Here is a 23,903-nt window from a genome sequence, read left to right on the forward strand (position 1 = left end):
GACTCCTATGGGAAATTGTACAAGTAAACTGTATGTAATAATGGTTGGGTTGCCAGCAAGAGGAAAAAGTACGTTAGCAAAACGTATATGCTCTGGACTGGAACAGCAGGGTATTCAAACAGCTATTTTTAATAATGGAGAGTTACGTCGTACTCTTTTTGGAGGAGAAAGTGCTTGCCCAGAATTTTTTAATCCTCAAAATAAAAGAACAAAACGCTTTCGAGATCAAATCCTTTATCAAAGTATGGCTGGAGCAAGGGGTTGGTTAGAACAAGGTGGAGATGTTGCTATTATTGATGCTACAAATGGTACATTTGTTCAACGGATGAATATCATGATGACATTACAAGATAGACCGTTGCTGTTTGTTGAATGTGTAAATGAAGATCCTTTACTTTTATCAGCATCTATTCAACGTAAAACAAAATTACCTGAATTTACAGAACTTTCAGAAGATGAAGCATTAGAGTCGTTCAAAAAACGATTAGCTTATTATGAAAGTGAATATACACCATTGAGTAATGAACCTTGTTGGATGAGAGTTGATGCTGTTGATAACCGTATTTTAGCAGAATCTCCATGTAATGACTTACCATACTATGCAGCTATTAGAGACATTGTTGTTTCAAGATGGGTCCATGATTTATTTTTAGTAAGGCATGGTGAAACAGAATATAATTTAGAAGGAAGAATTGGTGGTGATCCACCTTTAACAGAAAAAGGACAAGAGCAAGCTAAGCAGTTAGCTGATCATTTTATGTCTATTGATATCCCTTATATTTTTACTTCTACAAAAATTAGGTCTATTCAAACAGCAGAACTATTACTTGCTAGCCATAATAAAACTGTTTGTATGGAATTGACTGAGTTTGATGAAATCGATGCAGGTATTTGTGAAGGTATGCGTTATTTAGATATACGTAAACATATGCCACATGAGTACGAAGCTAGATCAACTAATAAATATAGTTATATATATCCTCAGGGAGAAAGTTATGCCATGCTTAAAGAACGTGTGGCACAGGGACTGAGGCGTGCTTTATTTCTTGCAGGTGAAGGAACATTAATGATTATTGGTCATCAGGCTATTAATAGAACCTTATTGTCTTTATTCTTATTCCATCGACCAGAAGATGTTCCATATACATATATACCTCAAAATCAATATTACCATATTACTGTGACACAACAGAAAAAGCTTTTTGAAATGATTCAATATGCTTAAAAGCTTTTTTATAAGAGAAAAGAGTTATTTCTTTGAATCTCGAAACATATGATATGTAAATTTAAGTATTGAAATAGCATCTTGCAGTTTTGGCATAGATTTTAGAAAAGATGGTGCTTTAAATCTATCTTTAAGATTTTCAGGCTCATTTATATTTTTTGTTTGTTGAGTATTTGTCTTATGTTGTTTTTTGTCTTGAGTATTAGCTGAATCTAAAAAAAAGGAAAATTGTTCTTCATTCTTGGAAGAAGAAATAATTTTTTTTGCTGAATGTTCCAGTGATAGAATACGTTTTTTGACAGGTTGAAAGAGGTGTTTTCCAAGAAGTTCTGCCAATGGTGCTTCACCAATAGATTTTAAGTATTCTTGGAGGGTTGTTGCAATTTCTTGAGGATTAGGATTTGCTATACAACCACGAGCAACTTGTTCGTAGAGTAACTCATTTTGAAAAGGTGTACGTCCAGCAATGAGAGCTTGTGCAGCATCTGAGATATTTTTTTTTGATAAGAATTCGCATGCTTCACTATATAAAGGATTAGATGTACCTTCATTTACTTGGACTAACCGTTGATTAATGGTTTTTGCATGTTCCCATTGATGATTTTTTACATAAATATGTAACAGTTCGTCTAATATATCTCTATACTTCCTTTTACTTCCTTTACCTTTCCATGCTGTTGCTAATGCTAGAAGTGCATTTGCATGTTCAGGTTGATGTTTTACTATATAGTTTAATTGAGTAATAGCTTCATCCCAATTTTTTTCTCGTATGGCTTTAATTCCAGCTGTATAACTGTTTTCAGAAGATAACTCTTTAGTGCTTTGATGAGTTTTGATAAAATATTCAAGTGCTGTTTCAAAAGCAATTGTATTTGAGGTAACTGTATGTTGAATAGATTGTGTTTTTTCCTTAGCTAATTGAATGGACTTAAGTAAATCGGAAGATGAATAAGGACGCTTTAATATGGAATAATACATATTTTCTGCATGTTCTTGAGAAATGTTTGTTATTGTCATGATAAGAGGAATCTTTTTTAATACAGGATGTAATTGCAATAATTCAACAAACTCTTTTCCTGTTATGTCTTTTAATTGTTCGTGGCATAGGATAAGATCAGGCATACTAAGTTGATTTAGGTAGTTACTGACAAGGGTTGATGCTGCTTTTATACCTAGCTCCATAAATTGAATGCTTTTTACATTAATAGATCGAAGTGATCGACGATCAACCACAGCTACATCTTCATTACGAGCTAAGAGAAAGACATGTATATTGTCTTCAAGTTGATTTAATAAATTTTTCATATAGAGAATATATCTATTCTGAATGAGTACTGTCTAGTAGAAATCTTTTATAAAAAGATAGTAATATTTTTAGTTAGTCACATTCTGTGGGAATGGAATAATTTTTTTACAATTATTTTTTTTTATCAACGTTGGATCAGTATTTTTCTTTACAGAAGCCCCACATGTTGAACATAGTTCTTTATGGTTATCAATATAGCTAAGTATTCCTCTTAATTCATAGCAATGTTTACAAAATGGTCCTTTTTTGCCATCTGTATGATGAAACCAATAGGAATTTCTATCAAAGTGAAGGTTCTTAGAAAAGAATAATGTATCTTGAACGTCTTGGAGATGAAGACGTAGTTTATTATTTTCATCATGAATTTCAATAAATTCCTGTTGTAATTCTATAAGTAATTTAAGTGCTTCTTCATGTTTGCCATTAATGGCATATTCATAAACTTGTTTAAATTTATAGTAATTAATCATACAAGATGCACTCCTTTTTTTTTTTTAGTCATACTTTGTTATCGTGTAATAAATAAAAAACTTTAGATTAGGGGAATAGATAGTATTAGTAATAAGAAAAATACATATTTTAGGATAATCATTAATTAAAAATAGTTACTATATAAATGAAAGGAGCTTTCAAGGAGAGATAGATAACCTACGATATATTAAGGCTAAATCTTAGTTGGGAATAAATGGCGGAGAAGTATTGCCTAGTTGAGTAAATATGCTAATGTAGCATGTGGTATATGTGATATATTTAGAAGTGATAATAAATTATATTTACACAATAACTGTGGTAAGTTTTGTGATATTTAATATTTATAGCATGTTAGTTAAGTAAACCATAATGGTACTAAAAATCATAGTATTAACCAAATAAATAATACAGATAGACCTATTTTTAAATATTTATAGAAATTAAACATCATACTACTCATATTATAGTTAGATTCAATTATTAGTAAAAATTATCATTTATTACTATTACATTTTTCTATTCTTGTAAGAATAATTGTTATAAGATAAAAATGAGATATAAAATAAGTATATATTAAAAAATAATACATTATAATGAATTAGTATGATTGTTATAGATTTAGTAATATCTTTGAGTTTAATATATATATATACTTTATTTATATAGACTACAATAGGTTAATATTTCCTATTAGAGTTAATGTATCTTAATGTATTGTTATATACTTTATTACTCTAATGTAGAATGAATTTTTATCAAAATAGTTATATAATATGTTCTTATAATATAAGAATCTTAACTTATTATAATTAATAAAATAAGTTAATTAAATAATTATAGTAGTTATAGTACTATTGAAACCATCCTTTACGATAGAAAAAGTAAATAAGAATCCCAGAGATAAGGACCATCAAGCCTAATAAAACAAAATATCCATATTCCCATCCAATACCTGGCATGTTTTCAAAATTCATTCCATAAATACTTGTTATAAGCGTTAATGGCATGTAGACAGTAGAAAGTACAGTAAGTTGTCGAAGTCGTTGTTCTGTCTTTCTTTCCATTAGATACTGGTAAAATTGTTGTATATCCCTCAGGCGCATTTCAAGGTGTGTCAAACTTCTTACTAGATGTCCTTGTGCTTCAATGCTGTCTTTTAGTGTATCATAAAGTTCATTGAGAAAAGCTTTTTTTGTATGTTGTGTTTCTAAATTTGTTAATGCATAAAACTGATCTTCAAATTGACTGAGAAGTTGACTAACTTGTCGACGTACATTCACAGCGTCTTGTTCTTTGATAACAACAGTAGCTAAATCAACTTTTTCCCCAAATTCTTCAGTAGTTAGTCGAGCTCTGGTAAAGCAGCGAATATTTGCATCTATAAGGTTGTCTAAAATATAAGAAATTAAAGTTGGTATAGATTTTACATCTTCATCCATAGTATTTTTTTGATACTGTATTCTAAGTTGTACAAGAAGAGATACTTGGCTTTGATGGAGAGTAACAAGTCGATCTGGGAAAATAAGAAATGTTACATACTCACAGTCAGGTATAGACCATTCGCTACGTATAGGAAGTCTAAGTATAGCACAGGTTGAAAAAACTGTAGCTTCTGGGAACGGTTGGTTTTCAATAGCAATTTCAGAAATTTCAGGAGATATAGAAAGATTATCAAGAAAAGTAATGAGGTCATTTTTACTACCAGCTATATCATACCATTGTATTTTTTCATAAATAGGAATTTTTTTATGGATACTATGTTTTGAGCTATATCGAATTTTTTTCATATATGTATTTTCTAGTATATATTAAAAGATAGATAGTTAAACATATTTTTTTTTTTAATAAAAAAATGGATAAATAGAATGTAAACTACATTGTAATAATTTATAATTTATTATATAATGTATTTAGTTCATATGATACATTATATATCTTTTCAATTGTATATTAATATATTTTTATAAATATTTTACTATTATATTTTGCATCAGTATTTTTTTTTGTATTGTTTATAATACGATTTAGTAATTTATATTAATTTATAACTTATTTTACTAAATGATATTACTAACTGTGAGGGAACAATGGCTGATGCTATAGCTCTTGGAGATCATATTGAATCTAAATGTACACGTTGTCATGATGTAACGGGTCATATTGTAATTTTAATGATTGATGATGAAATTACTAAAGTTGAGTGTAGGGCTTGTGGAAGTATACATAAGTATTACCCTCCAGTTAATCAAAAGAGTAGTCTAAAAAAGATAAAAGAATCTAGTCCTGGATCTAAAAAAGTACAAAAAGAAACAACAACATCTGTTAATGTTATACCAAAAGCTAGTTCTAAAAAGACAAAGTCTCAAAAAGTGAATAGAGAACTAACAGAACAGCAATGGCAAGAAGCTATAAATACAAGTTATGGAATACGTAAGCCTTATACCATGACTATAAATTTAGCTCTTGGAGATATTGTAGATCATCCTAAGTTTGGAGAAGGTGTTGTACAGGAACTATTCCCGCCTGATAAAGCTGAAATATTATTTCGTGAAGGGATAAAACTTCTAAAATGTTCTACCAATTAGTAGTTAGGGCAGAAGAGGACAGAATATAAGTCCTGTTGTCATGGGTAGGTTAAACATAAGATTTGCATTTGCTATAGCTTGTCCTGAAGCACCTCTACAGAGGTTATCTATAGCTGATATAATTATAAGTCGTTGTGTACGTATATCTACTACTAACCCTATATCACAAAACATAGTACCACATACATTTCGTGTTTCAGGAAGTTTACTTGAAGGAACTATTCGTATCCATGGCTGATCTTTCCATGTATTCGTATAAAGTCTGTACACTTCATCCTGTGAGATTGGTAATGCTAATTGAGTATAAATAGTGGAAAGAATTCCTCGTGTAGTAGGTAAAAGGTGAGGACTAAATGTGACTGTAATAGGTTGTTTTGCAATATAGGAAAGCTCTTGTTCAATTTCTGGTGTATGTCTATGTATACCAATATTATAGGCTTTAAATGAATTTTGTATTTCACAAAAAAGCAATGAAGACGTTGAGGTATTACGACCTGCTCCAGAAGTTCCAGATTTTGAATCAATGATTATATTTTCAAATTTGATTAACCCATGTTTAATAGCAGGATACAACCCTAAAATAATGGATGTTGGGTAACAACCAGGATTTGCAACAATATTAGCTCTTTTTATGAATTCTTCATTAAGTTCTGGAATACCATAAACAGCTTCAGAAAGTAGGTGAGATGCATTATGTTCAAGGTGATACCATTGACTATATGTCATTGGATTATTAAGCCTAAAGTCAGCCGAAAGATCTATAACTTTAGTACCCTGTTCTAATAATTGTGGTGCTATCTCCATTCCTGTGCCATGCGGTACAGCAAGAAAAGCTACATCACAAGTTTTACCAATAGCTTTATGGTCTAATGGGGAAAAAATAGTTTCTGCATAAGGCATTCCTGAAAGAAATGGATGAACTTCATAGAGTTTTTTACCACATTGCTCTCTAGATATAATAAATATAGGTTGGATATTTGGGTGTAATGATAGTAAGCGAATAAGTTCTATACCTGTATATCCGGTTCCACCTATAATTGCTGCTTGAATTTTTTGTATTCCCATACACTAATTTTTTTTCATAACATATTTCATACGTAGTTCATAAAGTAGGCCTTCAATAAGTCTAGATTCATCACTATCTAGACATTCTTTTGTTTTTTCTTGTAACATTGATAAAATTTCAATTGTATGTTTTGCCATGGGTAAATCTTGGATAATTTCCCCAGATTCAGGATGAGGAACTTCTCCAAGTTGTGCTAAGGCTGATGATGCTAGTGATAAAATAAATGTTGAGAATGTAACTTTAGGGAGTAAATTACTTGTCGTAGTAAAAGAAGGTTGTGTATTTTTTGTGCCATTAATGTTTTTAGTTGTAGAGTGTACTTCGTCTTCTTTAGTTGTAATAGGTTTATACATTATTATCTCCAAAAAATAAATTTTAAACTATAATACAATTGGCAATAAGTTATTATTAGCTAACGTCAAGGCCCGTCTTAATGTGCTAATGAAGTTTTATAGCGTAGAAGTATTTATTTGAAATTATAGTAATAAGTTACTTTAAATGTAAAGTAAGAAATGTTGTTGTGGAAGATAATATACCATCATTTAGATTAATTTATCTAGGTAGTTATCATTTACTATCAAAGTTCCATAAGAGGAGATATAGTTGGTTATTCTTTTAAGCTAGTTATAACCAGTTAATATTATGCCTATTTTTTAAAAAGGAAGAGTAAACAGATAAATCCAAAGACCTATATTGATGACAATAGCTAAAAATATAGCTGCAGAAGCCATATCTTTCCCTGCTTTAACAATTGGTTTTATGTCAGTTGTAATAAGATCAAAGATTTTTTCTATAGCACTATTTAGTAGTTCTATTATCATGACAAAAAGCCATCCACTTATGGTAATAAGACAGTGCAGTGCATTTTTGTCTTGAAACCACAAGAGAAAAAATAGAATTCCTAAGATAATTACTTCATGACGAAAAGATTGTTCAGATTTGAATGCTTGGATTAAACCCATTAGAGAATATTTTGTTGCATGTATTAGATGACAAAACTTTATTAAGCAAAATGACATTATAATCCTACAGTAATAGCTAAATGACTAATGTGCACTTCCCCAATCATAGCCTATACTCCATTGAGTTACAAGTGGTACTATAAGAGGTTTACCACCTGGCGTTACATTTGACATTAACATGGCTATACGTTTACCTACTTCTTTTGCATTGTCTTCTGGTGCTTCTACGACAAGTTCGTCATGTACCTGAAGAATAAGCTGAGCATCCATTTTAGCTAATGTTGTATCACCATGAACAGTTAACATTGCAATTTTTATAATATCTGCAGCACTTCCTTGGATAATAGTATTGATAGCCTGGCGGCGTGCTAAAGCTTGTAATTGAATATTTTCTGAGTGAATATCTGGTAATAGTCTTCTACGTCCAGCAATAGTAGTTACATATCCATATTCTTTAGCTGAGTGTTCTACTTGATCATAAAATTTTTTTATGGCTTGAAGGTGTTCAAAATATCGTTGTATGAATTTTTTTGCTTCATTTAATGTTGTATTAAGTTCTTGGGCAAGTTTTTGTGGTCCCATCCCATAAATTAAACCAAAATTGATAGTTTTAGCATTTCTTCTTTCATCCGCTGTTACTTCTTCCTGACTTTTTTCATAAAGAAGGCTTGCTGTACGTGTATGAATATCTGCACCTTCAAGGAAAGCAGTAAGAAGTGTGGGATCTTTTGAATAGTGGGCTAAGACACGTAGTTCAACTTGGGAGTAGTCAGCAGAAATTAAGAGGTTCCCTTGAGAAGCTGTAAAACATGAACGCATACGTTGTCCTAATGAGCCTCGTATAGGAATATTTTGTAGGTTAGGGTTACTGGAAGAAAGTCTTCCTGTAGCTGTAGCAAGTTGGTTAAATGTTGTATGTACACGTCCATCTTTACCAATAAGTCGTGGTAATGGTTCTAGATAAGTAGAGCGAAGCTTTTCAAGTTTACGATATTCTAGGATTGTATCTATGATAGGGTGTTGTCCTGATAGCTTTTCAAGGACTTCTTGAGATGTGGATGCTTGCCCCCCACGAGTTTTTTTAGCTGCAGGAAGCTCAAGTTGATTGAAAAGAATATCTCCAAGTTGCTGAGCTGAGCGGATATTAAAGGAACCACCAGCCTCATGATAAATTGTTTCAGTGAGATGATCTAAACTATTTTGTACTTCCACAAGAAATATTTTTAAATTTTGATCATCTAGAACCACACCTACTGCCTCCATATCAGCAAGGACAGGAATAAGGGGTAGTTCCAATGAGTCCATTAGTTCTAATAGTTGAGCAGTCTTAAGTTTATTACGAAGTTGTTCCCATACTTTTAGAGCAATGAGACCTGGGTTTCCTGCGGATAATCCAAAAACTGAGCCCCAACGTGCAACAAGTTTAGGCCAGCTATAATCTCTTTCTTCGGGATCAAGAAGGTAAGTAGCAAGACCTAAATCAATCCAATGTGTATTAGGGATAGTTCTCCATATTCCATTTGTTCTCAGCAACGATTTTAAATCAGGAGTAACTACGTGTCGCGATTGATTAAGAGCTTTAGTTAGTGGTAGTAATGGTCCTGTATAGAAATATTCTGTATTTTCTACAGCTAATGTTACTTCATGTTTATCTGTCAATAGTGCTACAATTTTCCCTTTAACTGATGGAAGATCACTGGCTGTAGAGCAATATATTTTATTGATTGGTTTAGAAGACCCAAAAAGAGATAGTTGTCCATGAGAAGATGTTCCAGACTCTATAATACCCTTTGGGTCTATGAGTTTTTTTTGATGTACAACAGCCATAAATTCTCGCTCCAAAGAAACAAGTTCAAACTCACGAAGAATAGTCAATGTTTCTTGTACGTTAATTGGGCCAACTTTAATTGTATCAATCTGAAGATCTATACACTCAGTCGTTGATAATGTTGTAAGTTGTCTGTAAAGAAACATGGCGTCAAGGTGGCCATCAAATTTTTTTTGAACAGGTAAGGGTAGTGAGGAGAAATTATCTTTTATAGATTCTAATGAAGGAAAGTCTTGAAAAATTTTTTTCGCGGTTTTGAGTCCTATCCCTGGAATTCCTGGAATATTGTCGCTAGAGTCACCTATTATTGCTTGAACATCTGGCCATTGAGAAGGTAATAATCCTTCATCTTCTTTAAAGCTTTTTAGTGTAGTAATTTTTTCAGCTTTACTTGCTGGATCCCACATCAGAACATTTTTATCTAGACATTGTTTTAAATCTTTATCAGAAGCAATAAGTACAATAGGGTAGTTATCACGATAGCGGTGTGCAATTGATGCAAGGCAATCATCAGCTTCGCTATTACTAGCAACAGTTAAACATAGTCCTAAACTTATTACTAAGCGTTTTATAGGTTCAATTTGTTTTATAAGTGCTTCAGGAGCAGGGCTACGTTGAGCTTTATAAAGAGGGAAAAGTGTATGTCTAAAATTTGTTCCAGGGCCATCTAAGACAAATACAAAATATTTTGGTTGTTCTTCACGTAATATTTTTAAGAAAATTCTACCAATATTAAAAAGTGCACTTGTAGGAAATCCATCAGAGCGTTGCATGCTTTGATTTGCATAAAATCCCCTATAAATAAAAGCTGAGCCATCCATCAAGTAAATGGGGTCTTCTGAAAAGAATTCTTTAATATTCATGAGTGACCATATGTTTTTAGTATTACTTGTTATAGCTATCTTATTTCTTAACAATAAGATAACAACATTGAGGCATAATTCTATGCAATAAGAACATTATTAAAAATTTACTACAATAATGAGATAGGTAGATAGTATATCACCAGGCAAATATGTATCTGTTCCTTGTGAGCAAATCAAGGAGAGTTATTCAATAATATAAGAAAAAATTTAAATTATAAAAATACAAAAAGACTGGTAGATAAACACTTCACAGTAATAAATAGTTTGTGTATTTTCTAATGACTTTAGTTTATAGTACTTTTTATAGTAAAAAGTTTTTTGTTTAGTTTGGATTTATCCATAGAGATCTAAAATTGTCTGGGAGGAGATATGGGCAATCCTATAGGTAGTAGGAATAATGGTCTTAATAAAAAAAATAAAGATGAACATTTTGAAGATGAGTCTTCAGGTAATGCAAAGTTATGGCTTGCCCTTATTTTCATTATTATTTCAGCAGGTGTGATACTTTTATTTTGGTTTGTTAGAGGTTCTGTTTTTCAAAAAGATGAAGTAACTACAGAAGATACACAGAATATGATAGTAAATAACCCTTCAGAAGCATATGAAGCTATGAAGGAAAAGCTTATGAAAGATATAGAATCTTCTCAGTCTAAAGAAAAAGAACCTATGCTTGAAGAAGTAATTGAGGAATCTATATCTCCACCACCACCTGCGTCAACTTTTAATAATTATGAGCAAGGAAGTAAACACATATTTAGAGATAAGGATGAAACAGGAGCTTCTGAACGTGGGATTTTTTCCACAAAATCTACACATCCTGTTCATACAAAAAGAGACAAAAAAGATGATACAGTTGTTCGAATTGGCTTTATTGATAGTTTAGCTGCATGGATGGCAAAAAATTATATACCTCCTTCAAAGTCTACGATGTCTGGCTCCATTAATGTAACGCTTCAGAGTCTTAATATGCGTTATGGTGTAGGTATGACAGGCCTTTCATGGAAAGGTGAAGATCCACAGGCAGCTCGGTCTGCAATTTTACGATATGTCTTTACACCATCTATGTTAGACGCATTATATCGTCTATATGTTGATAGATTTATGAAAGCACTTTCTGAAGAGCTTTCTGTACGTCGTCATAATAAGGTACTTACTATTCAACAGAAACAAGAATTTTATCGTTTATATGCTACACAGTTTCGTGGTATTGCAAGTACATTGCAGGGTATTGCTACTATACCTAATTTTGTCCAAAAGGTGGATGACATAAAATTGGCTGCCAAACGTGTAGTCGATACTAATACAAAGTATATAAACCTTGTAAGTTGTACAGACAAATGTAAAGAATTAGGAAATAAAGTGGAGTTACAGCAGCTCACAAAGAAAGTTACTGCTGCAAGTAAAGCATATCAACAAGCAATTATTACACGTGAGAAAATGATTAAAGCACTTATTTTATCAATTAAACAACATACTACTACACGTGTTTTGGATGACTCCAACATACTATTCCTTGCAAACTGGGTATATCGTCGGGTAAAGAGTGATCCAGGGAATATAGATGCTGTATTACAATCATCAACATTGTTTTTAGATCTTGCAAAACGTTTTGAGATGACCTCTGGAATAATAAGACATGAGTAGTCTGTTATTATGAAGAGTTGGTTTGTAATTTTTTTAGGTATAATTCTTCTTCTTTATTATCCTTTTATAGGAGTAGGAAAACAGACACCCAGAAATTCATTACTTAAAATACAGTATGCAATTGATTCACATAACTTTGAGCTTTTTGAAGAATATGTTGATATAAATGGATTATTAAATCAAGGAGTTGAATATTTTTTTTGTTCACTAACTACTGTTAAAGATACATCAAAGTTACCATCACTTTTATATTTATTGGCTAATACCATACAAGTACCTCAATATGCAGCACAGGTCAGATCTTTATTTATTAGTGAATTATATTTATTTATTAAATATGGAATTTCTTCTGGGTTGTTTGCAGGGCATGAACTATTAGATGAACCTACTGGCCTTTTAACACCTTATATTTCAAAAATTTCTTTAGGTAGAAAAGAGTTATTATTTTCTAATTCAGAAAAAGTATTAGCAAAAATGTATAAACAGAAAAGAGATATTGTAGTTCCTATCCAAATTAAAGATTATGGTAATGGACGACAGTATCCTGTTTTACTAGGTATGAGCTTTTGTAATGGTATGTGGAAAGTTACTACTATTAAAAATCTTCCTGAACTATGTAAAAAGTTTGAAGAGGAATATTTGCATAATTAGTATATAGGATAAAGAAAAAAGAATATTATGGGTTGTTATAGCTCTTAGTAACTTAACAGTACTTAATATAACATGCCAAATTTATTTATCTTTTTCTATCTAAAAAATAAAAAATCATTAATATAAGTTAGGATAGTGTTAGCATGAATAGCAGTATAAGATTGATATGTTATATAGTTTGTTGTTTTTTTATTCTTTCAAAATTGAGTATGGCTGCTGTTAATTATTCTGATCTAGAAATACTTGTTCAACATAGAATTGTTTTTCAGGAAGGCTCAGATATTGCTTTATTTGGTGATAAACAAATTCTTTTCACACAGGATGCTCAGATATTATGTGATGATAATGCTATATTAGATTTTGAGTGTCTATTGGCATCATATCCAGGGGTTATAACTGGAATTATCACTGATGAAGAAAAAAGACTTTGGTTAATTGTGAATGGACATAAAGTACTTTATGATGATGGTAAAAAACGTATTTATAGTGAGGCATTATTAAACAGTACAGTTAAAGATTCTATGGCTCAACTGTATCCTTTAGAGCCTAGTCGTCCTATCCCTGATGTTGGCATTGCACCAGGACGAGTTCGTTCTTATGCATTATTAGAGGCAATATATGGTAATAGTAGAGAAGAAGTAGAGAAGCAATTAGTAGGGATTAGGTTTAAAAAAAGAGAAAAAATATGTTTTTTTTCTCATTCTGCAAAGGCTGCTCAAAGCTTAAAAGATGTTTTTACACAACTTGATACATTATTAGATAAAGATCCTCAGGTTTATGAATATATTTTTCCTTTATCAGGTGGATTCGCATGGCGTGTTATTGCAGGAGAAAAGAGGTTAAGTCCACATAGTTACGGTATAGCAATCGATTTACATCCAAAAAAAGGTATATATTGGCGTTTAGTAAAAGATAGAGAAAAATATTTACAGATACAAAAAGAATATCCAAGTGAGTTAGTAGGCATTTTTGAACAAAGAGGTTTTATTTGGGGCGGGAAATGGTATGAATATGACTTTATGCATTTTGAGTATCGACCTGAGTTAATTTATAAAGCAAAGAGAAGTATTCATAATAACGTTATGTAACTATAGTAATAAAAATATATTTACTTATCTTGTTTATACTTAAGATAAAAAATAAAATTTGTATAATGCTGTTATAAATAAATAAACTACTAATTATTGGTATTAGCTAAACTAGTATGAAAAAATATACTGTATTTTTTAAAGACATTTAGTTCTATTTTTATATAGAAATTAAAGTTTAAGATCTAACTCTCCAAGTTTTTCAATAAGTTTCATATTTTCACTATAGTCTACAGGACAAGAGATAACAGAGACTGTTGAGTCATTAAGTGCTTTCTGTAGTATTGGTAATAGATCTTCTGCTTTAGTTATTCTATAGCCTTTAGCACCAAATGCTTCTGCATATGTTACAAAGTCTGGGTTAGTGAAATCAACAAATTGGTGTTTACCTATTTCCATATCCATTTTCCATTTTATGAGACCATATGATTTATCTTCCCAGATAAGGATAACAAAAGGAATTTTTTCTCGAATAGCTGTTTCTATTTCTTGGGAGTTCATCATAAACCCACCATCACCTGTTACCACAAGAACTTTACAGTCAGGACAAGCTAGTTTTGCAGCTAATGCTCCTGGTAAAGAGAAAGCCATCGTTGATAATCCATTTGAAATAATGCAAGTAAGAGGAAGATAGGTTGGGTATAGTCGAGCCATCCACATTTTGACAGCTCCTGTATCTACAAGAACAATGTCATCATCTTTCATTGCTTTTCTAATATCGCTGATTACTCTTTGTGGTTTAAGAGGATAGTCATCTGCTGATTCTCCATATTCAAGCTCTTCTTTATGCAGCTGGATAATATTAGCTATACCTTTCCAAGGGGTATGACTGTTTTTAGGAAGCTGTTCACATAACATATTTAGTGTAGCACTAATATCTGCTTGGATAGCTACAGTGATAGGATATGCAATGTCTTCATCTTCTGCAATTTGATGAATGTGAATGATGTTTTTATTATTATTTGGATTAATCTTAGATGGAGTAAATTCTTGAAGTTCATATCCAATGCTAATAATGAGATCTGCTTTATCAAAAGCAAAGTTTTCGTAGTCATGTTTCATAAATCCAATTACACCAAGCAGTAATGGATTTCTATCTGACAGTATGCCTTTTGCCATAAATGTTGTAGCTACAGGAATTTGTAATTGTTCCGCAAAACGTTGAAGAGCTTCACTAGCTTTGTTTCTAACAGCTCCATGGCCTACAAGAATAACAGGGTTTTTTGCATTTACAATGAGTTCTTTAGCTTGTTCTAACATCTTTGGATCTGGATATGAAGTATGCTGAGGACGTGTAAGTAACGGTTTCAAAGAAGTATCAATATGCATTTCTTCTACATCTTCTGGCAAGGCAATAAAAACAGCACCTGGTCTTTCAGTTTGAGCAAGTTCAAAGGCTTTTCGTATCATCTCAGGTACAGAGTTTGGAGTTAATATGATATCTGCCCATTTTGTAATTGGTTTAAACATGGATACAAGATCAACGTATTGATGAGATTCTTTATAAATACGGTTGAGCCCAACTTGGGCTGAGATAGCAACAAGAGGTGTACTATCTGTTTGAGCATCTGCAACACCAAGTAAGAGATTGATAGCTCCTGGACCAAGTGTTGATATACAGACGCCTGCTTTTCCTGTAAGGCGTCCATAAATATCAGCCATAAATGATGCTCCTTGTTCATGGCGGACAAGAATAAACTTAATAGATGAATTAGCACATGCCAAAACTAGATGTAAATTTTCTTCACCAGGTAATCCAAAAATATATTTAACACCTTCTGCTTCTAAACACTCAATAATGAGTTGAGAAACAGTTTTGATATTATTTGTATCCATAAAAATTCTCCTTATATTTTACTTGAGTAGCCAGATAAATAGCCCCATTGTGATAATGGATAAGGTAGTACTGATAAAGAGTATAGAAGCCATTTCACGTTCTGCTGTATGGTATTGAACAGCAAGGATGACTGTTATGGAAGCAGTTGGTATTGCCATGGATAATACTGATTCCATAGTTTGTTCATGAGGGAGTTGAAGTAACATTGCTAATAACCAGACTATAAAAGGTATAATTATATTACGACTAATAACTGAAATAACAACAGGGAAATTTAGTGTGACACGTTGAGCAAATAAAACAATGCCTGATGCAAATAGAGCAACTCCACCTGTTGCTTTACCAAGTAATGTTAAAGAATCATTAATAGATGTGGGAAATTGAATATTAAATACAATAAAAACAAGAGCAAGTAATGGAGCCCATACAACAGGTTGACGTAATGCATTAAGAATATGTTTATAGAAATTATTCTTATTACTTTCAGATAATGTAGATATAGAGAGTAATACTAAACTGACAGGAACTTGGAAAAGGTTCATAATAATACTTGAAATAGCTATGGCAACAGCACTTTCAATACCAAAAAGATATCCTAATACAGGGACCCCTACAAAGGGAACAGCAGGTCCACTTATGGCTAGTGCTTGCAGTGCTGCACTTCCTAAGTCTTGTTTAAAGACAATTCGAGATATTAGAAAAACACCTAAAAAACCTCCAATCATTGCAATGCATATGAGAAAGAATAATCCCCAATCAGAAACTAATTGTTCCTTAGGGATAAGAACCATACTAGAAAATAATGTTAGAGGTAGTGCATATAACATAACCATTTGGTTTAGTATTGTTGCTTGCTCTATATTAAAGTCTTTATGCCATCCAGCAAGTACACCTAAAAGAAGTGTGATTACAATAGGTAATAAAGCTCCAATTATAGTATCTAACATTGGTTACGTTCCTTATACATAAGAAGTAAAGCAAACAATAGTAAAAATATTACAGTTAAATTAAAGATCAACAAGATAGTAATCAATGATAATAAACAAGTAGTTGTGGATGATACATGCATTATTTAACTTTATTGCAGTATATCTAATTTTATTACTATGCGTTAATTAGTAATAGTAGATAAAAATGAATATTATATCTAATATATATATATATTAGATATAAAGGAGGCTCTCATTCTTTGAGTAGTTATCTTAATCTTAATGATTATAATTTTATATAATTTTTAAGAGGTAATTATTAAAGTAATCCTACTTTTTTCATTAACTGTTGCATAGTAGATTTATCTTTATCTGAAAGAGTGGAAGGTAATGGACTTCTACAGGGTCCACCATAATAACCTAGGCAGTCTAATGCATATTTAAGTCCTGTAATACCAAATCCGGAAGTAATAGCTGCATTGAGTTCAAGAATATCCATTTGTAATTTTTTTGCTTTATTATGTTCACCTTCATGAAATGCTTTTATAATAGCTTTACAGTAGTCAGGAGCAATATTTGCATAAGCCATTGTTCCACCACATCCACCCATATATAATGTAGGTAATAAAAAACTTGCTGAACCAGCAATTACTGAAAAACCTGGTGCACTATCATGAATAATTGTAGAAAGTTGGATAATATCTCCGCTACTATCCTTTATTCCTATGATATTATCATGGCGTGATGCAGATATACTTACCCATGCAGGTATATTTAAAGCAGTATTCCTTGGGATATTATAGAGTAATACAGGAGAAGTAGATTGATCAGCAACTCTAAGGAAGTAATCTAACATAACTTCAGGGTTACTAACAGTATTTCTATAATATGTGGGATTTATGACAACTACACCATCGACTTCAGCTAATGAAGCTTCTTTACATAATGTTAATGTAGAGTATTCTGATTCACATCCTACTCCAGCAAGAACAATTTTTTCAAGAGGAAAGTGCTCTCTAGCTAAAGAGATAAGCTTTATTTTTTCTAATTCAGATAATGATACTGCTTCTCCATTTGAGCCAAGTACTAAAATACCATCTAGCGTTGTTTTTCCAAATTGTTTAATATTTTCTATAAATTTATCCCATGCAATTTCTCCACTAGCATAAAAAGGAGTTGGAACAGGTGCAAATACACCGTATAACGTACACTCTTCCATAATATCTTCCTTTATTGTGTTATTTAGTAGTATTATATAACTGTATATTATAATAATTATATCATAATAAAAGTAATTATACTTCAATAGTATATTATTTATAATAAGTTATTATATTTAATATTCCATTTTTATATAACTAAAATTATTACATTTACGTTATTATATAAGTAGTATATTATAGGAAGAGATATTAAGTAGTATTCAGTATGTATAGGTAGGTAAAAGTTCACTACACAAGGAGTAAAAGTAAAAAAGTTTTTTCAATCTTACTATTTACTATATAGGTATACCTAGTTTTTCGCTTGTGTTAGGATAACTATTGATAAATAATGTATATGGTTAGACGTTATGTGGTTAGATCCTTAGTTACACTAATAAGGTAAATAAGTGGTGCGCCCGGGAGGAATCGAACCCCCGGCCAAGAGCTTAGAAGGCTCCTGCTCTATCCTACTGAGCTACGGACGCAACGATTTTTTTCTTAGGATATGAATGATTAAAGGTCAAGAAGAATTATCTTGTTATTTTGTTGAAAGAATGAAGTATATAGTCTATTCACAAACCTATCTTATTGTATTACATGGAGGTTTTCATGTATAGACTTTATAGCATTATCCTATGTATAGTTATCCTGTGTTCTGGTTGTTCTTTATGGACTAGAATAAAGAAAGCAATAAAGAGTAATGATACTATACAAGAAGAAGTATTAAATGAAGCTGAAGCTGGTACTATAGCTGAAGCACTTTCTGAACTAGATGCAGATAGAGAAAAAGAGAGTTCAACTTATTTAAACAAGATTTCTGATAAAAAGACAAACATTGACCCTGAATCTGTTGAAAAAAATACTCAACATGTGAAGTCTGTAGATCCGTCGCCTTCTTTAGATGAAACAATACCAAAAAAGAAGGTACAGATAGATAATAATAATAATAAGTTAAGCCAATCACAAGAACAAAAAATGTATAAAGATGCTCTTCATCTATATGAGCTGCATAAGTATAATGAGTCTATAACGCTTTTTGATCAGTTTATGGAAAAATATCCTAAAAGTCGCTTGATGCCAAATGCTCTTTATTGGAAAGGAGAAAATTTATACGCACAACAGAAGTTTGCTGATGCTATTTTTATGTTTAAATCCGTTACAGCAACATATCCAAAACATCAGAAAGCTTCGGATGCTTTATTAAAAGTAGGAATGTCATATAGAGCGCTAGGAGATCAAGATAATGCAACGTTGCATTTTAGAGCACTATATGAGGATTATCCAAAATCGACAGCTGTACAACGTGCACAAAAATTAGGAATCAAACCATGAAAAAATGGAATACTTCTTTGGAGGGGTTTCTTTGACCAAGAAGTTATTTCATAGTAGTGCTCTTGGGGCATTAGATGCAGTAAGTCGAAAAGAATTTTGGGCATCTTTAGCTTTAAAATATACAAAAGGTCTTGGAGGACGTACATATAAAAAACTTTTAACTTCTTTTGGTTCAGCATTTGAGGCATTACAACAGGTAAAAAAGTGGAAACAGCTTGGAATACCAAGTGATAAGTCTTTAGGCATACTTTCCGATTCATGGAGAGCAGGGGCTAAAAAAGAATGGGAGGCAGTTCGAGGTTGTTATGGAACAATTTTGCTTTGGACTGATCCACGCTACCCTAATTTGCTTAAGGAAATTTCTGATCCACCACTTTTTCTATACTGTTTAGGCGATATATCGTTACTTGAAAATCCTTGTATAGCTATTGTAGGAACAAGAAAATGTTCTATAGAAGGCATTAGAGTTACAAGAGCTTTTGCAAAAGGATTAGCAACTGCTGGAATAACAGTTGTTTCTGGTATGGCGTTAGGTATAGATCGTGAAGCACACCTTTCTTCTATTGATTTTCCTGGTAAAACTATTGGAGTACTTGGTTCAGGAATTAACATAAGTTATCCACGTCAAAATAGTGATGTAAGGGAATTACTTGTTAATAAAGGTCTTCTCATTTCTGAGTATGCTCCTGGTACTCGTCCAGAGCCTGGATTTTTTCCTACAAGAAATAGGATTATTAGTGGACTGTCTTTAGGTGTTCTTATTGTAGAAGCAGCACTTCATAGTGGTAGTCTTATCACGGCACGTTTAGCGCTTGAGCAAAATCGTTCTGTATATGCTATCCCAGGAGCAATTGGTTCTCCATTTGCAGAAGGTTGTCAAGATCTTATTCGTGAAGGAGCAAGACCTATTTTTTCTGTTGATGATATATTACACGATTTGTCAGAATCGCTAAAAGGATTTATTAATCAGTATAATAAACAGGATATTATATATAAAGAAAAAAAAGAGGGTTTGGAGGAGCAAGATATCATGCTTTCTCTTCCTGCTTCTAATGATAAAACAACTGTTATTAATAAACAAAGTCAATATAAAACATTTGGAAAGATAGAACGACAGATAATAGATATTATCAGACTAGAGCCAAAAGATATTGATCAACTGTGTCAGTTATTGCAACTTCCAGCTGAAGAAATAAGTCCAATACTTATTATTTTAGAAATTGAGGGAATTATTAAACGTCTTCCTAATACACAGTATGTTTTAGCATAATATCTATGTAAAAGCTTATTGAACTTTTTTAATAACACATAACAAATAGTACTTATTATCTATTCTATGCAACTTCCAGCAGTAACAGAAACATTTTTATCATGGCTTAATCTTCATAAGGGATTTTCTTTAGCAACACAGGATGCCTATAGAAGAGATATATCTCAGTTTGAAGTATATCTTAGAACAATTGGACTTACTCTTGAGCATCCAGAACATATTAATAAAAAGCATATTCAACAGTTTTCTGCTTCATTATATTATAAAAAGTTAACAAGGACATCTATAGCTCGAAAGTTAGCAGCATTACGTTCCCTTTTCCGTTATCTTTTAAAAACACACCATATAAAAGATAATCCTGCAGTTGGCGTACATAATCCTAAACAACATGTAAAATATCCTGAGATACTTAACGTAGATCAAGTATTTTTGTTATTGAAGGGAGCAAACAATATATTAAAGACATCACATACAGGGTTAGAATTAGCTATTGCACATAGAAATAATGCATTATTAGAACTTCTATATGGTTCTGGTTTACGTATTTCAGAAGCATTATGTCTTAATGTGTCTGACATAAGAACAGAAGATGGATTTGTACGAGTCATTGGAAAAGGGAATAAAGAGAGGTTAGCGCCACTAAGTGATACTTCTATTGTAGCATTAGAAGAATGGTTAGCTATTAGACATATGGTAGCAACATTAGGGGAACAAGCACTTTTTGTAGGCGTTAGAGGTAAACGATTGCATAGGAGACAGACAATAAGGATACTTGAAGAACTGTGTCTACAAGCAGGACTTCCATTAACTACTGCTCCTCATACATTACGACATTCTTTTGCAACACACCTCCTTGAAGGAGGTGCAAACTTGCGTGCTGTTCAGGAACTATTGGGTCATGCTAGATTATCAACTACACAACGCTATACACACATAACGCTAGATAAGTTAATTCAAGCCTATGATAAAGCACATCCTTTTTCAGGTACTCTACGGTTAAAAAATTAAATAATAGAAACCAAAAATGGAAGTTTGGCAGGATTATATAATAAAAGTAATATTTCTTATCTAGTTAGGCATGCTCAACTTGCTGGATGCCATCAAGTTTCCAAGAACCCTCACCAGAAGCAGGGCGTACAAAGTGCCATATTTCTCGAACTTCAATAGGGGATTCTTGAGATTGGTTTTCTTTAAGAAGTACATTAAAATATACAGAGACAAGTTCCTCATCTTCTATTTTTTTCACATCTACTACAGATGCATTAACTAACATAATCTCTGTTGTCTCTGGATTTGGATTTTCAGTAATTTGTTGCTGAAGTTCATTTAAAAAACCAGGTGTAGTGAATTGTTGAATATCTTCTAAATCTCTATTATCCCATGCAGCATTAAGTCTCACATATGCTGCCTTTGCGCCTTTAAGGAATTCTTCTTCATTAAAGTCTATAGGTATATTGGTTGTTATAGCTTGATTAGATACATCTGCTGAATATGTTGTGTGTTGTGACTTGAGAGATTCCCAACCTGTACCTGATAATGTTGTTGAACGAGGTATAGGCATTTCAGATGTTAGTGGTTGTTGTGTGGCGTAAAGTGAATTAGTTACAGAAGCTTCATTTGATGTGATTTTTCTTTTAAAGAAAAGCCGGTAGGCTAGATATACAAGTCCAGCAATAAGAATGAGATCTAAAAAGCCTCCTCCAGAAAATCCATGTCCTGAAAGTAATGAGCCAATAAGCGTTCCTGCTAAGAGTCCACCAAAAATACCACCTAATCCACCAAAACCACGAGAAGCTGTGTTTGCAACGCTTCCTTGTTGAATTTGTTGTGATATATTAGACTGTTGACGCATCATTGGTGAAGATGGAATAGGCTTTGAATATGGTCTATTCATAAATGATTTCCCACCAAATGAGCGTCCGCCACCAATACGTGCATAAGCTTTATGCCATCCAAGGACAAGAACTGTAACAGTAAGTAATAAACATATACAAACAGTAATTTTTTGAAACATATATTGATCCTAGAAATAGTTATTGTTATGCACAACCAAGGTATAAATAAGAGTAGAAGTAAAAAAAACAAGGTTTAAATTTTGATAAAAATAATAAGACGATAGATATATAAGTTATATTGTGAAGATTAGAATTTTTTTTTAATAAGTCAAGTTTTTTATATAGCAAATTTAATGAGCGTTAATAGCTAGTTATTGGTTACGCTTTTTATGTGATGAACGTAATCGAATACGTATTGGAGCATGATGTAAGTTAAAAATTTTTCTTAAGGAGCGTTCAAGATAACGTACATATGTTTCAGATATTTTTTCTGCATCATTAACAAAAAAAACAAAAGTAGGAGGGCTAGTTTCAGCTTGAGTCAAATAAAAAAATTTGGGTCGTATACGACGTACAACAGGAGGTTGATGACGTGTAATAATTTCTTCCATAGCTCTATTTAGGACTCCTGTATTAATGCGAGTAGAACATTCAAGATAAACTTGTTCTGCCATAGCAATAATTTGATCAAGTCCTGATGACGTCACTGCAGAGACCATAAGAATAGGAATATGAGGACAGAACTGTAGTTCTTCTTTAAATGACTTAGAAAGTAATGTCTTTTGTTTTTTTGCAATAAGATCTGTTTTGTTAATAAGAAGAATAAAAGGTATTTTTCTAGTGTCTAAAAGATCAAGCAGACGTTTATCTTGAGCTGTGATGCCTTCTGTAGCATCAATCACATATAGTGTAATGTTAGCTTTAGTTGCACTTTTTATAGATGCGTTTACAGAAAAGCGTTCAACAGGATCTGTAATTTTTGTTCTACGACGAATACCTGCTGTATCTACAAAAAGATACTGTGTTTTGTTAAAAATAAAAGGAATATCAATACTATCACGAGTTGTTCCTGCAATATTGCTTACTATTAGTTTATTTTTACCAATTATTGCATTTATAATAGAGGATTTCCCAGCATTAGGGCGTCCAATTATTGCTAGTTTTAGTGCAGCTTGGGCAGTAGACTGATCCTTTATATTTTCATTATTGGGTAATAATAAAGAAAGTTCATTTTCTAGTTGTCTAATATTATGACCGTGTTCAGCCGAAACAGCAATCATAGGTAAACCTAAGATATGAAATTCTGCAACTATTTGATCCTCTTTCTCTATTCCATCAACTTTATTGACGGCAAGTAATATTGGCTTACCTGTTTTTCGAAGAAATAATGCTAAGTGCTCATCAAAAGGTAATAATCCATCACGAGCATTGACAATAAGACAGATAGCTTGAGATTCTTCTATAGCTAATTGGACTTGTTGAAAGATATCTTTTTCAAAGCCATGTAATTCATCAATGATATTGATAGTAGAATAATGGCTATCTAGTATAACTCCTCCTGTATCAATAAGAATAAATGATGGATGACCTATAGATTGAACTAGTCCTTCCATTCGATCTCGAGTAACTCCTGGCCGATCATGTGTAATAGCTCTATTTTTGCGTATAAGTCTATTAAAAAGGGTAGATTTACCAACATTTGGTCGACCTACTAGAGCTATTTTCGGTAACATACAAGTTCTCTTTTTTCTTTAAAATGGCTAGTAATATGATAATAATAAGAAAGAAGTATATTATTTATATAAG

Annotated in this window: 20 protein-coding genes and 1 tRNA gene; 8 read left to right on the top strand and 13 right to left on the bottom strand. The window is 32.1% G+C overall.

Going from position 1 to position 23,903, the window contains the following annotated elements:
- The first annotated feature begins 7 nt into the window (after nucleotides 1-7).
- Nucleotides 8-1,225, top strand: a complete 1,218-nt coding sequence (locus tag LI_RS00520) for a bifunctional nucleoside/nucleotide kinase/histidine phosphatase family protein (RefSeq protein WP_041817060.1) — start codon at nucleotides 8-10, stop codon at nucleotides 1,223-1,225.
- Nucleotides 1,226-1,249: 24 nt separating this feature from the next.
- Here LI_RS00520 and LI_RS00525 read toward each other — a convergent pair whose 3' ends face one another.
- The 3 genes from LI_RS00525 to LI_RS00535 form a co-directional block, all read right to left on the bottom strand.
- Nucleotides 1,250-2,530 carry a response regulator gene (locus tag LI_RS00525; RefSeq protein ID WP_011526178.1) on the bottom strand — a complete coding sequence of 427 codons (1,281 nt, stop codon included), beginning with the start codon at nucleotides 2,528-2,530 and terminating at the stop codon, nucleotides 1,250-1,252.
- A gap of 69 nt (nucleotides 2,531-2,599) precedes the next feature.
- On the bottom strand, nucleotides 2,600-3,001 hold the full coding sequence (locus LI_RS00530; RefSeq protein WP_011526179.1) for a hypothetical protein: 402 nt from the start codon (nucleotides 2,999-3,001) through the stop codon (nucleotides 2,600-2,602).
- A gap of 852 nt (nucleotides 3,002-3,853) precedes the next feature.
- A complete protein-coding gene (locus LI_RS00535; RefSeq protein WP_011526180.1) occupies nucleotides 3,854-4,789 on the bottom strand; it encodes a magnesium transporter CorA family protein in 936 nt (311 codons plus the stop codon).
- A 300-nt stretch (nucleotides 4,790-5,089) separates the two neighbouring features.
- Between LI_RS00535 and LI_RS00540 the strand changes: the two genes are divergently transcribed.
- Nucleotides 5,090-5,587 carry a hypothetical protein gene (locus tag LI_RS00540; RefSeq protein WP_011526181.1) on the top strand — a complete coding sequence of 166 codons (498 nt, stop codon included), beginning with the start codon at nucleotides 5,090-5,092 and terminating at the stop codon, nucleotides 5,585-5,587.
- A gap of 3 nt (nucleotides 5,588-5,590) precedes the next feature.
- Here the strand turns inward: LI_RS00540 and argC are convergent, their stop codons facing one another.
- The 4 genes from argC to polA all read right to left on the bottom strand — a co-directional run bounded on the left by argC (nucleotide 5,591) and on the right by polA (nucleotide 10,306).
- Nucleotides 5,591-6,652 (bottom strand): N-acetyl-gamma-glutamyl-phosphate reductase, encoded by a 1,062-nt coding sequence (gene argC / locus LI_RS00545; protein WP_011526182.1) that lies wholly within the window; start codon nucleotides 6,650-6,652, stop codon nucleotides 5,591-5,593.
- 3 nt (nucleotides 6,653-6,655) lie between these two features.
- A complete protein-coding gene (locus LI_RS00550) occupies nucleotides 6,656-7,006 on the bottom strand; it encodes a DUF1844 domain-containing protein (protein WP_011526183.1) in 351 nt (116 codons plus the stop codon).
- A 300-nt stretch (nucleotides 7,007-7,306) separates the two neighbouring features.
- Nucleotides 7,307-7,672 carry a diacylglycerol kinase gene (locus LI_RS00555; RefSeq protein WP_011526184.1) on the bottom strand — a complete coding sequence of 122 codons (366 nt, stop codon included), beginning with the start codon at nucleotides 7,670-7,672 and terminating at the stop codon, nucleotides 7,307-7,309.
- A 27-nt stretch (nucleotides 7,673-7,699) separates the two neighbouring features.
- On the bottom strand, nucleotides 7,700-10,306 hold the full coding sequence (gene polA / locus LI_RS00560) for a DNA polymerase I (protein ID WP_011526185.1): 2,607 nt from the start codon (nucleotides 10,304-10,306) through the stop codon (nucleotides 7,700-7,702).
- Between the two features lie 372 nt (nucleotides 10,307-10,678).
- On the opposite strand from polA, the gene LI_RS00565 reads away from it, so the two are divergent.
- From LI_RS00565 to LI_RS00575, 3 genes are all read left to right on the top strand, one after another.
- Nucleotides 10,679-11,953, top strand: coding sequence for a hypothetical protein (locus LI_RS00565; RefSeq protein WP_011526186.1), 1,275 nt, complete (start codon nucleotides 10,679-10,681; stop codon nucleotides 11,951-11,953).
- Nucleotides 11,954-11,962: 9 nt separating this feature from the next.
- A complete protein-coding gene (locus LI_RS00570) occupies nucleotides 11,963-12,604 on the top strand; it encodes a hypothetical protein (protein WP_011526187.1) in 642 nt (213 codons plus the stop codon).
- A 143-nt stretch (nucleotides 12,605-12,747) separates the two neighbouring features.
- Nucleotides 12,748-13,692 (top strand): M15 family metallopeptidase, encoded by a 945-nt coding sequence (locus LI_RS00575; RefSeq protein ID WP_011526188.1) that lies wholly within the window; start codon nucleotides 12,748-12,750, stop codon nucleotides 13,690-13,692.
- A gap of 171 nt (nucleotides 13,693-13,863) precedes the next feature.
- Here LI_RS00575 and LI_RS00580 read toward each other — a convergent pair whose 3' ends face one another.
- The 4 genes from LI_RS00580 to LI_RS00595 form a co-directional block, all read right to left on the bottom strand.
- Nucleotides 13,864-15,528: an acetolactate synthase large subunit gene (locus LI_RS00580; protein ID WP_011526189.1), complete on the bottom strand. Its 1,665-nt coding sequence runs from the start codon at nucleotides 15,526-15,528 to the stop codon at nucleotides 13,864-13,866.
- Nucleotides 15,529-15,546: 18 nt separating this feature from the next.
- Nucleotides 15,547-16,476: an AEC family transporter gene (locus LI_RS00585; RefSeq protein WP_011526190.1), complete on the bottom strand. Its 930-nt coding sequence runs from the start codon at nucleotides 16,474-16,476 to the stop codon at nucleotides 15,547-15,549.
- A gap of 301 nt (nucleotides 16,477-16,777) precedes the next feature.
- Entirely contained in the window at nucleotides 16,778-17,677 is a 900-nt protein-coding gene (locus LI_RS00590) for a dihydrodipicolinate synthase family protein (RefSeq protein ID WP_015353669.1), read from the bottom strand.
- A 391-nt stretch (nucleotides 17,678-18,068) separates the two neighbouring features.
- A tRNA-Arg gene (locus LI_RS00595) sits at nucleotides 18,069-18,145 on the bottom strand.
- 124 nt (nucleotides 18,146-18,269) lie between these two features.
- Here LI_RS00595 and ybgF point away from each other — a divergent pair.
- From ybgF to LI_RS00610, 3 genes are all read left to right on the top strand, one after another.
- The gene (gene ybgF / locus LI_RS00600; RefSeq protein ID WP_015353670.1) at nucleotides 18,270-18,992 is read left to right on the top strand and encodes a tol-pal system protein YbgF; all 723 of its coding nucleotides are present in this window, start codon (nucleotides 18,270-18,272) and stop codon (nucleotides 18,990-18,992) included.
- A 4-nt stretch (nucleotides 18,993-18,996) separates the two neighbouring features.
- Nucleotides 18,997-20,262 (top strand): DNA-processing protein DprA, encoded by a 1,266-nt coding sequence (gene dprA / locus LI_RS00605; protein ID WP_011526193.1) that lies wholly within the window; start codon nucleotides 18,997-18,999, stop codon nucleotides 20,260-20,262.
- A 66-nt stretch (nucleotides 20,263-20,328) separates the two neighbouring features.
- The gene (locus tag LI_RS00610; protein ID WP_011526194.1) at nucleotides 20,329-21,270 is read left to right on the top strand and encodes a tyrosine recombinase; all 942 of its coding nucleotides are present in this window, start codon (nucleotides 20,329-20,331) and stop codon (nucleotides 21,268-21,270) included.
- 64 nt (nucleotides 21,271-21,334) lie between these two features.
- Here LI_RS00610 and LI_RS00615 read toward each other — a convergent pair whose 3' ends face one another.
- Both LI_RS00615 and der read right to left on the bottom strand, forming a co-directional pair.
- Nucleotides 21,335-22,276: a Tim44 domain-containing protein gene (locus LI_RS00615; RefSeq protein WP_011526195.1), complete on the bottom strand. Its 942-nt coding sequence runs from the start codon at nucleotides 22,274-22,276 to the stop codon at nucleotides 21,335-21,337.
- A gap of 192 nt (nucleotides 22,277-22,468) precedes the next feature.
- Nucleotides 22,469-23,830 (bottom strand): ribosome biogenesis GTPase Der, encoded by a 1,362-nt coding sequence (gene der / locus LI_RS00620; protein WP_011526196.1) that lies wholly within the window; start codon nucleotides 23,828-23,830, stop codon nucleotides 22,469-22,471.
- Nucleotides 23,831-23,903: the final 73 nt, after the last annotated feature.

It is taken from the genome of Lawsonia intracellularis PHE/MN1-00, from assembly GCF_000055945.1.
Lineage (GTDB): Bacteria > Desulfobacterota > Desulfovibrionia > Desulfovibrionales > Desulfovibrionaceae > Bilophila > Bilophila intracellularis.

What these genes read in the sequence shown, in the direction of transcription:
- LI_RS00520 (WP_041817060.1), top strand. Translation starts at nt 8, where the DNA reads ATGGGAAATTGTACAAGTAAACTGTATGTAATAATGGTTGGGTTGCCA.
- LI_RS00525 (WP_011526178.1), bottom strand. Translation starts at nt 2,530, where the DNA reads ATGAAAAATTTATTAAATCAACTTGAAGACAATATACATGTCTTTCTC.
- LI_RS00530 (WP_011526179.1), bottom strand. Translation starts at nt 3,001, where the DNA reads ATGATTAATTACTATAAATTTAAACAAGTTTATGAATATGCCATTAAT.
- LI_RS00535 (WP_011526180.1), bottom strand. Translation starts at nt 4,789, where the DNA reads ATGAAAAAAATTCGATATAGCTCAAAACATAGTATCCATAAAAAAATT.
- LI_RS00540 (WP_011526181.1), top strand. Translation starts at nt 5,090, where the DNA reads ATGGCTGATGCTATAGCTCTTGGAGATCATATTGAATCTAAATGTACA.
- argC (WP_011526182.1), bottom strand. Translation starts at nt 6,652, where the DNA reads ATGGGAATACAAAAAATTCAAGCAGCAATTATAGGTGGAACCGGATAT.
- LI_RS00550 (WP_011526183.1), bottom strand. Translation starts at nt 7,006, where the DNA reads ATGTATAAACCTATTACAACTAAAGAAGACGAAGTACACTCTACAACT.
- LI_RS00555 (WP_011526184.1), bottom strand. Translation starts at nt 7,672, where the DNA reads ATGTCATTTTGCTTAATAAAGTTTTGTCATCTAATACATGCAACAAAA.
- polA (WP_011526185.1), bottom strand. Translation starts at nt 10,306, where the DNA reads ATGAATATTAAAGAATTCTTTTCAGAAGACCCCATTTACTTGATGGAT.
- LI_RS00565 (WP_011526186.1), top strand. Translation starts at nt 10,679, where the DNA reads ATGGGCAATCCTATAGGTAGTAGGAATAATGGTCTTAATAAAAAAAAT.
- LI_RS00570 (WP_011526187.1), top strand. Translation starts at nt 11,963, where the DNA reads ATGAAGAGTTGGTTTGTAATTTTTTTAGGTATAATTCTTCTTCTTTAT.
- LI_RS00575 (WP_011526188.1), top strand. Translation starts at nt 12,748, where the DNA reads ATGAATAGCAGTATAAGATTGATATGTTATATAGTTTGTTGTTTTTTT.
- LI_RS00580 (WP_011526189.1), bottom strand. Translation starts at nt 15,528, where the DNA reads ATGGATACAAATAATATCAAAACTGTTTCTCAACTCATTATTGAGTGT.
- LI_RS00585 (WP_011526190.1), bottom strand. Translation starts at nt 16,476, where the DNA reads ATGTTAGATACTATAATTGGAGCTTTATTACCTATTGTAATCACACTT.
- LI_RS00590 (WP_015353669.1), bottom strand. Translation starts at nt 17,677, where the DNA reads ATGGAAGAGTGTACGTTATACGGTGTATTTGCACCTGTTCCAACTCCT.
- ybgF (WP_015353670.1), top strand. Translation starts at nt 18,270, where the DNA reads ATGTATAGACTTTATAGCATTATCCTATGTATAGTTATCCTGTGTTCT.
- dprA (WP_011526193.1), top strand. Translation starts at nt 18,997, where the DNA reads ATGGAATACTTCTTTGGAGGGGTTTCTTTGACCAAGAAGTTATTTCAT.
- LI_RS00610 (WP_011526194.1), top strand. Translation starts at nt 20,329, where the DNA reads ATGCAACTTCCAGCAGTAACAGAAACATTTTTATCATGGCTTAATCTT.
- LI_RS00615 (WP_011526195.1), bottom strand. Translation starts at nt 22,276, where the DNA reads ATGTTTCAAAAAATTACTGTTTGTATATGTTTATTACTTACTGTTACA.
- der (WP_011526196.1), bottom strand. Translation starts at nt 23,830, where the DNA reads ATGTTACCGAAAATAGCTCTAGTAGGTCGACCAAATGTTGGTAAATCT.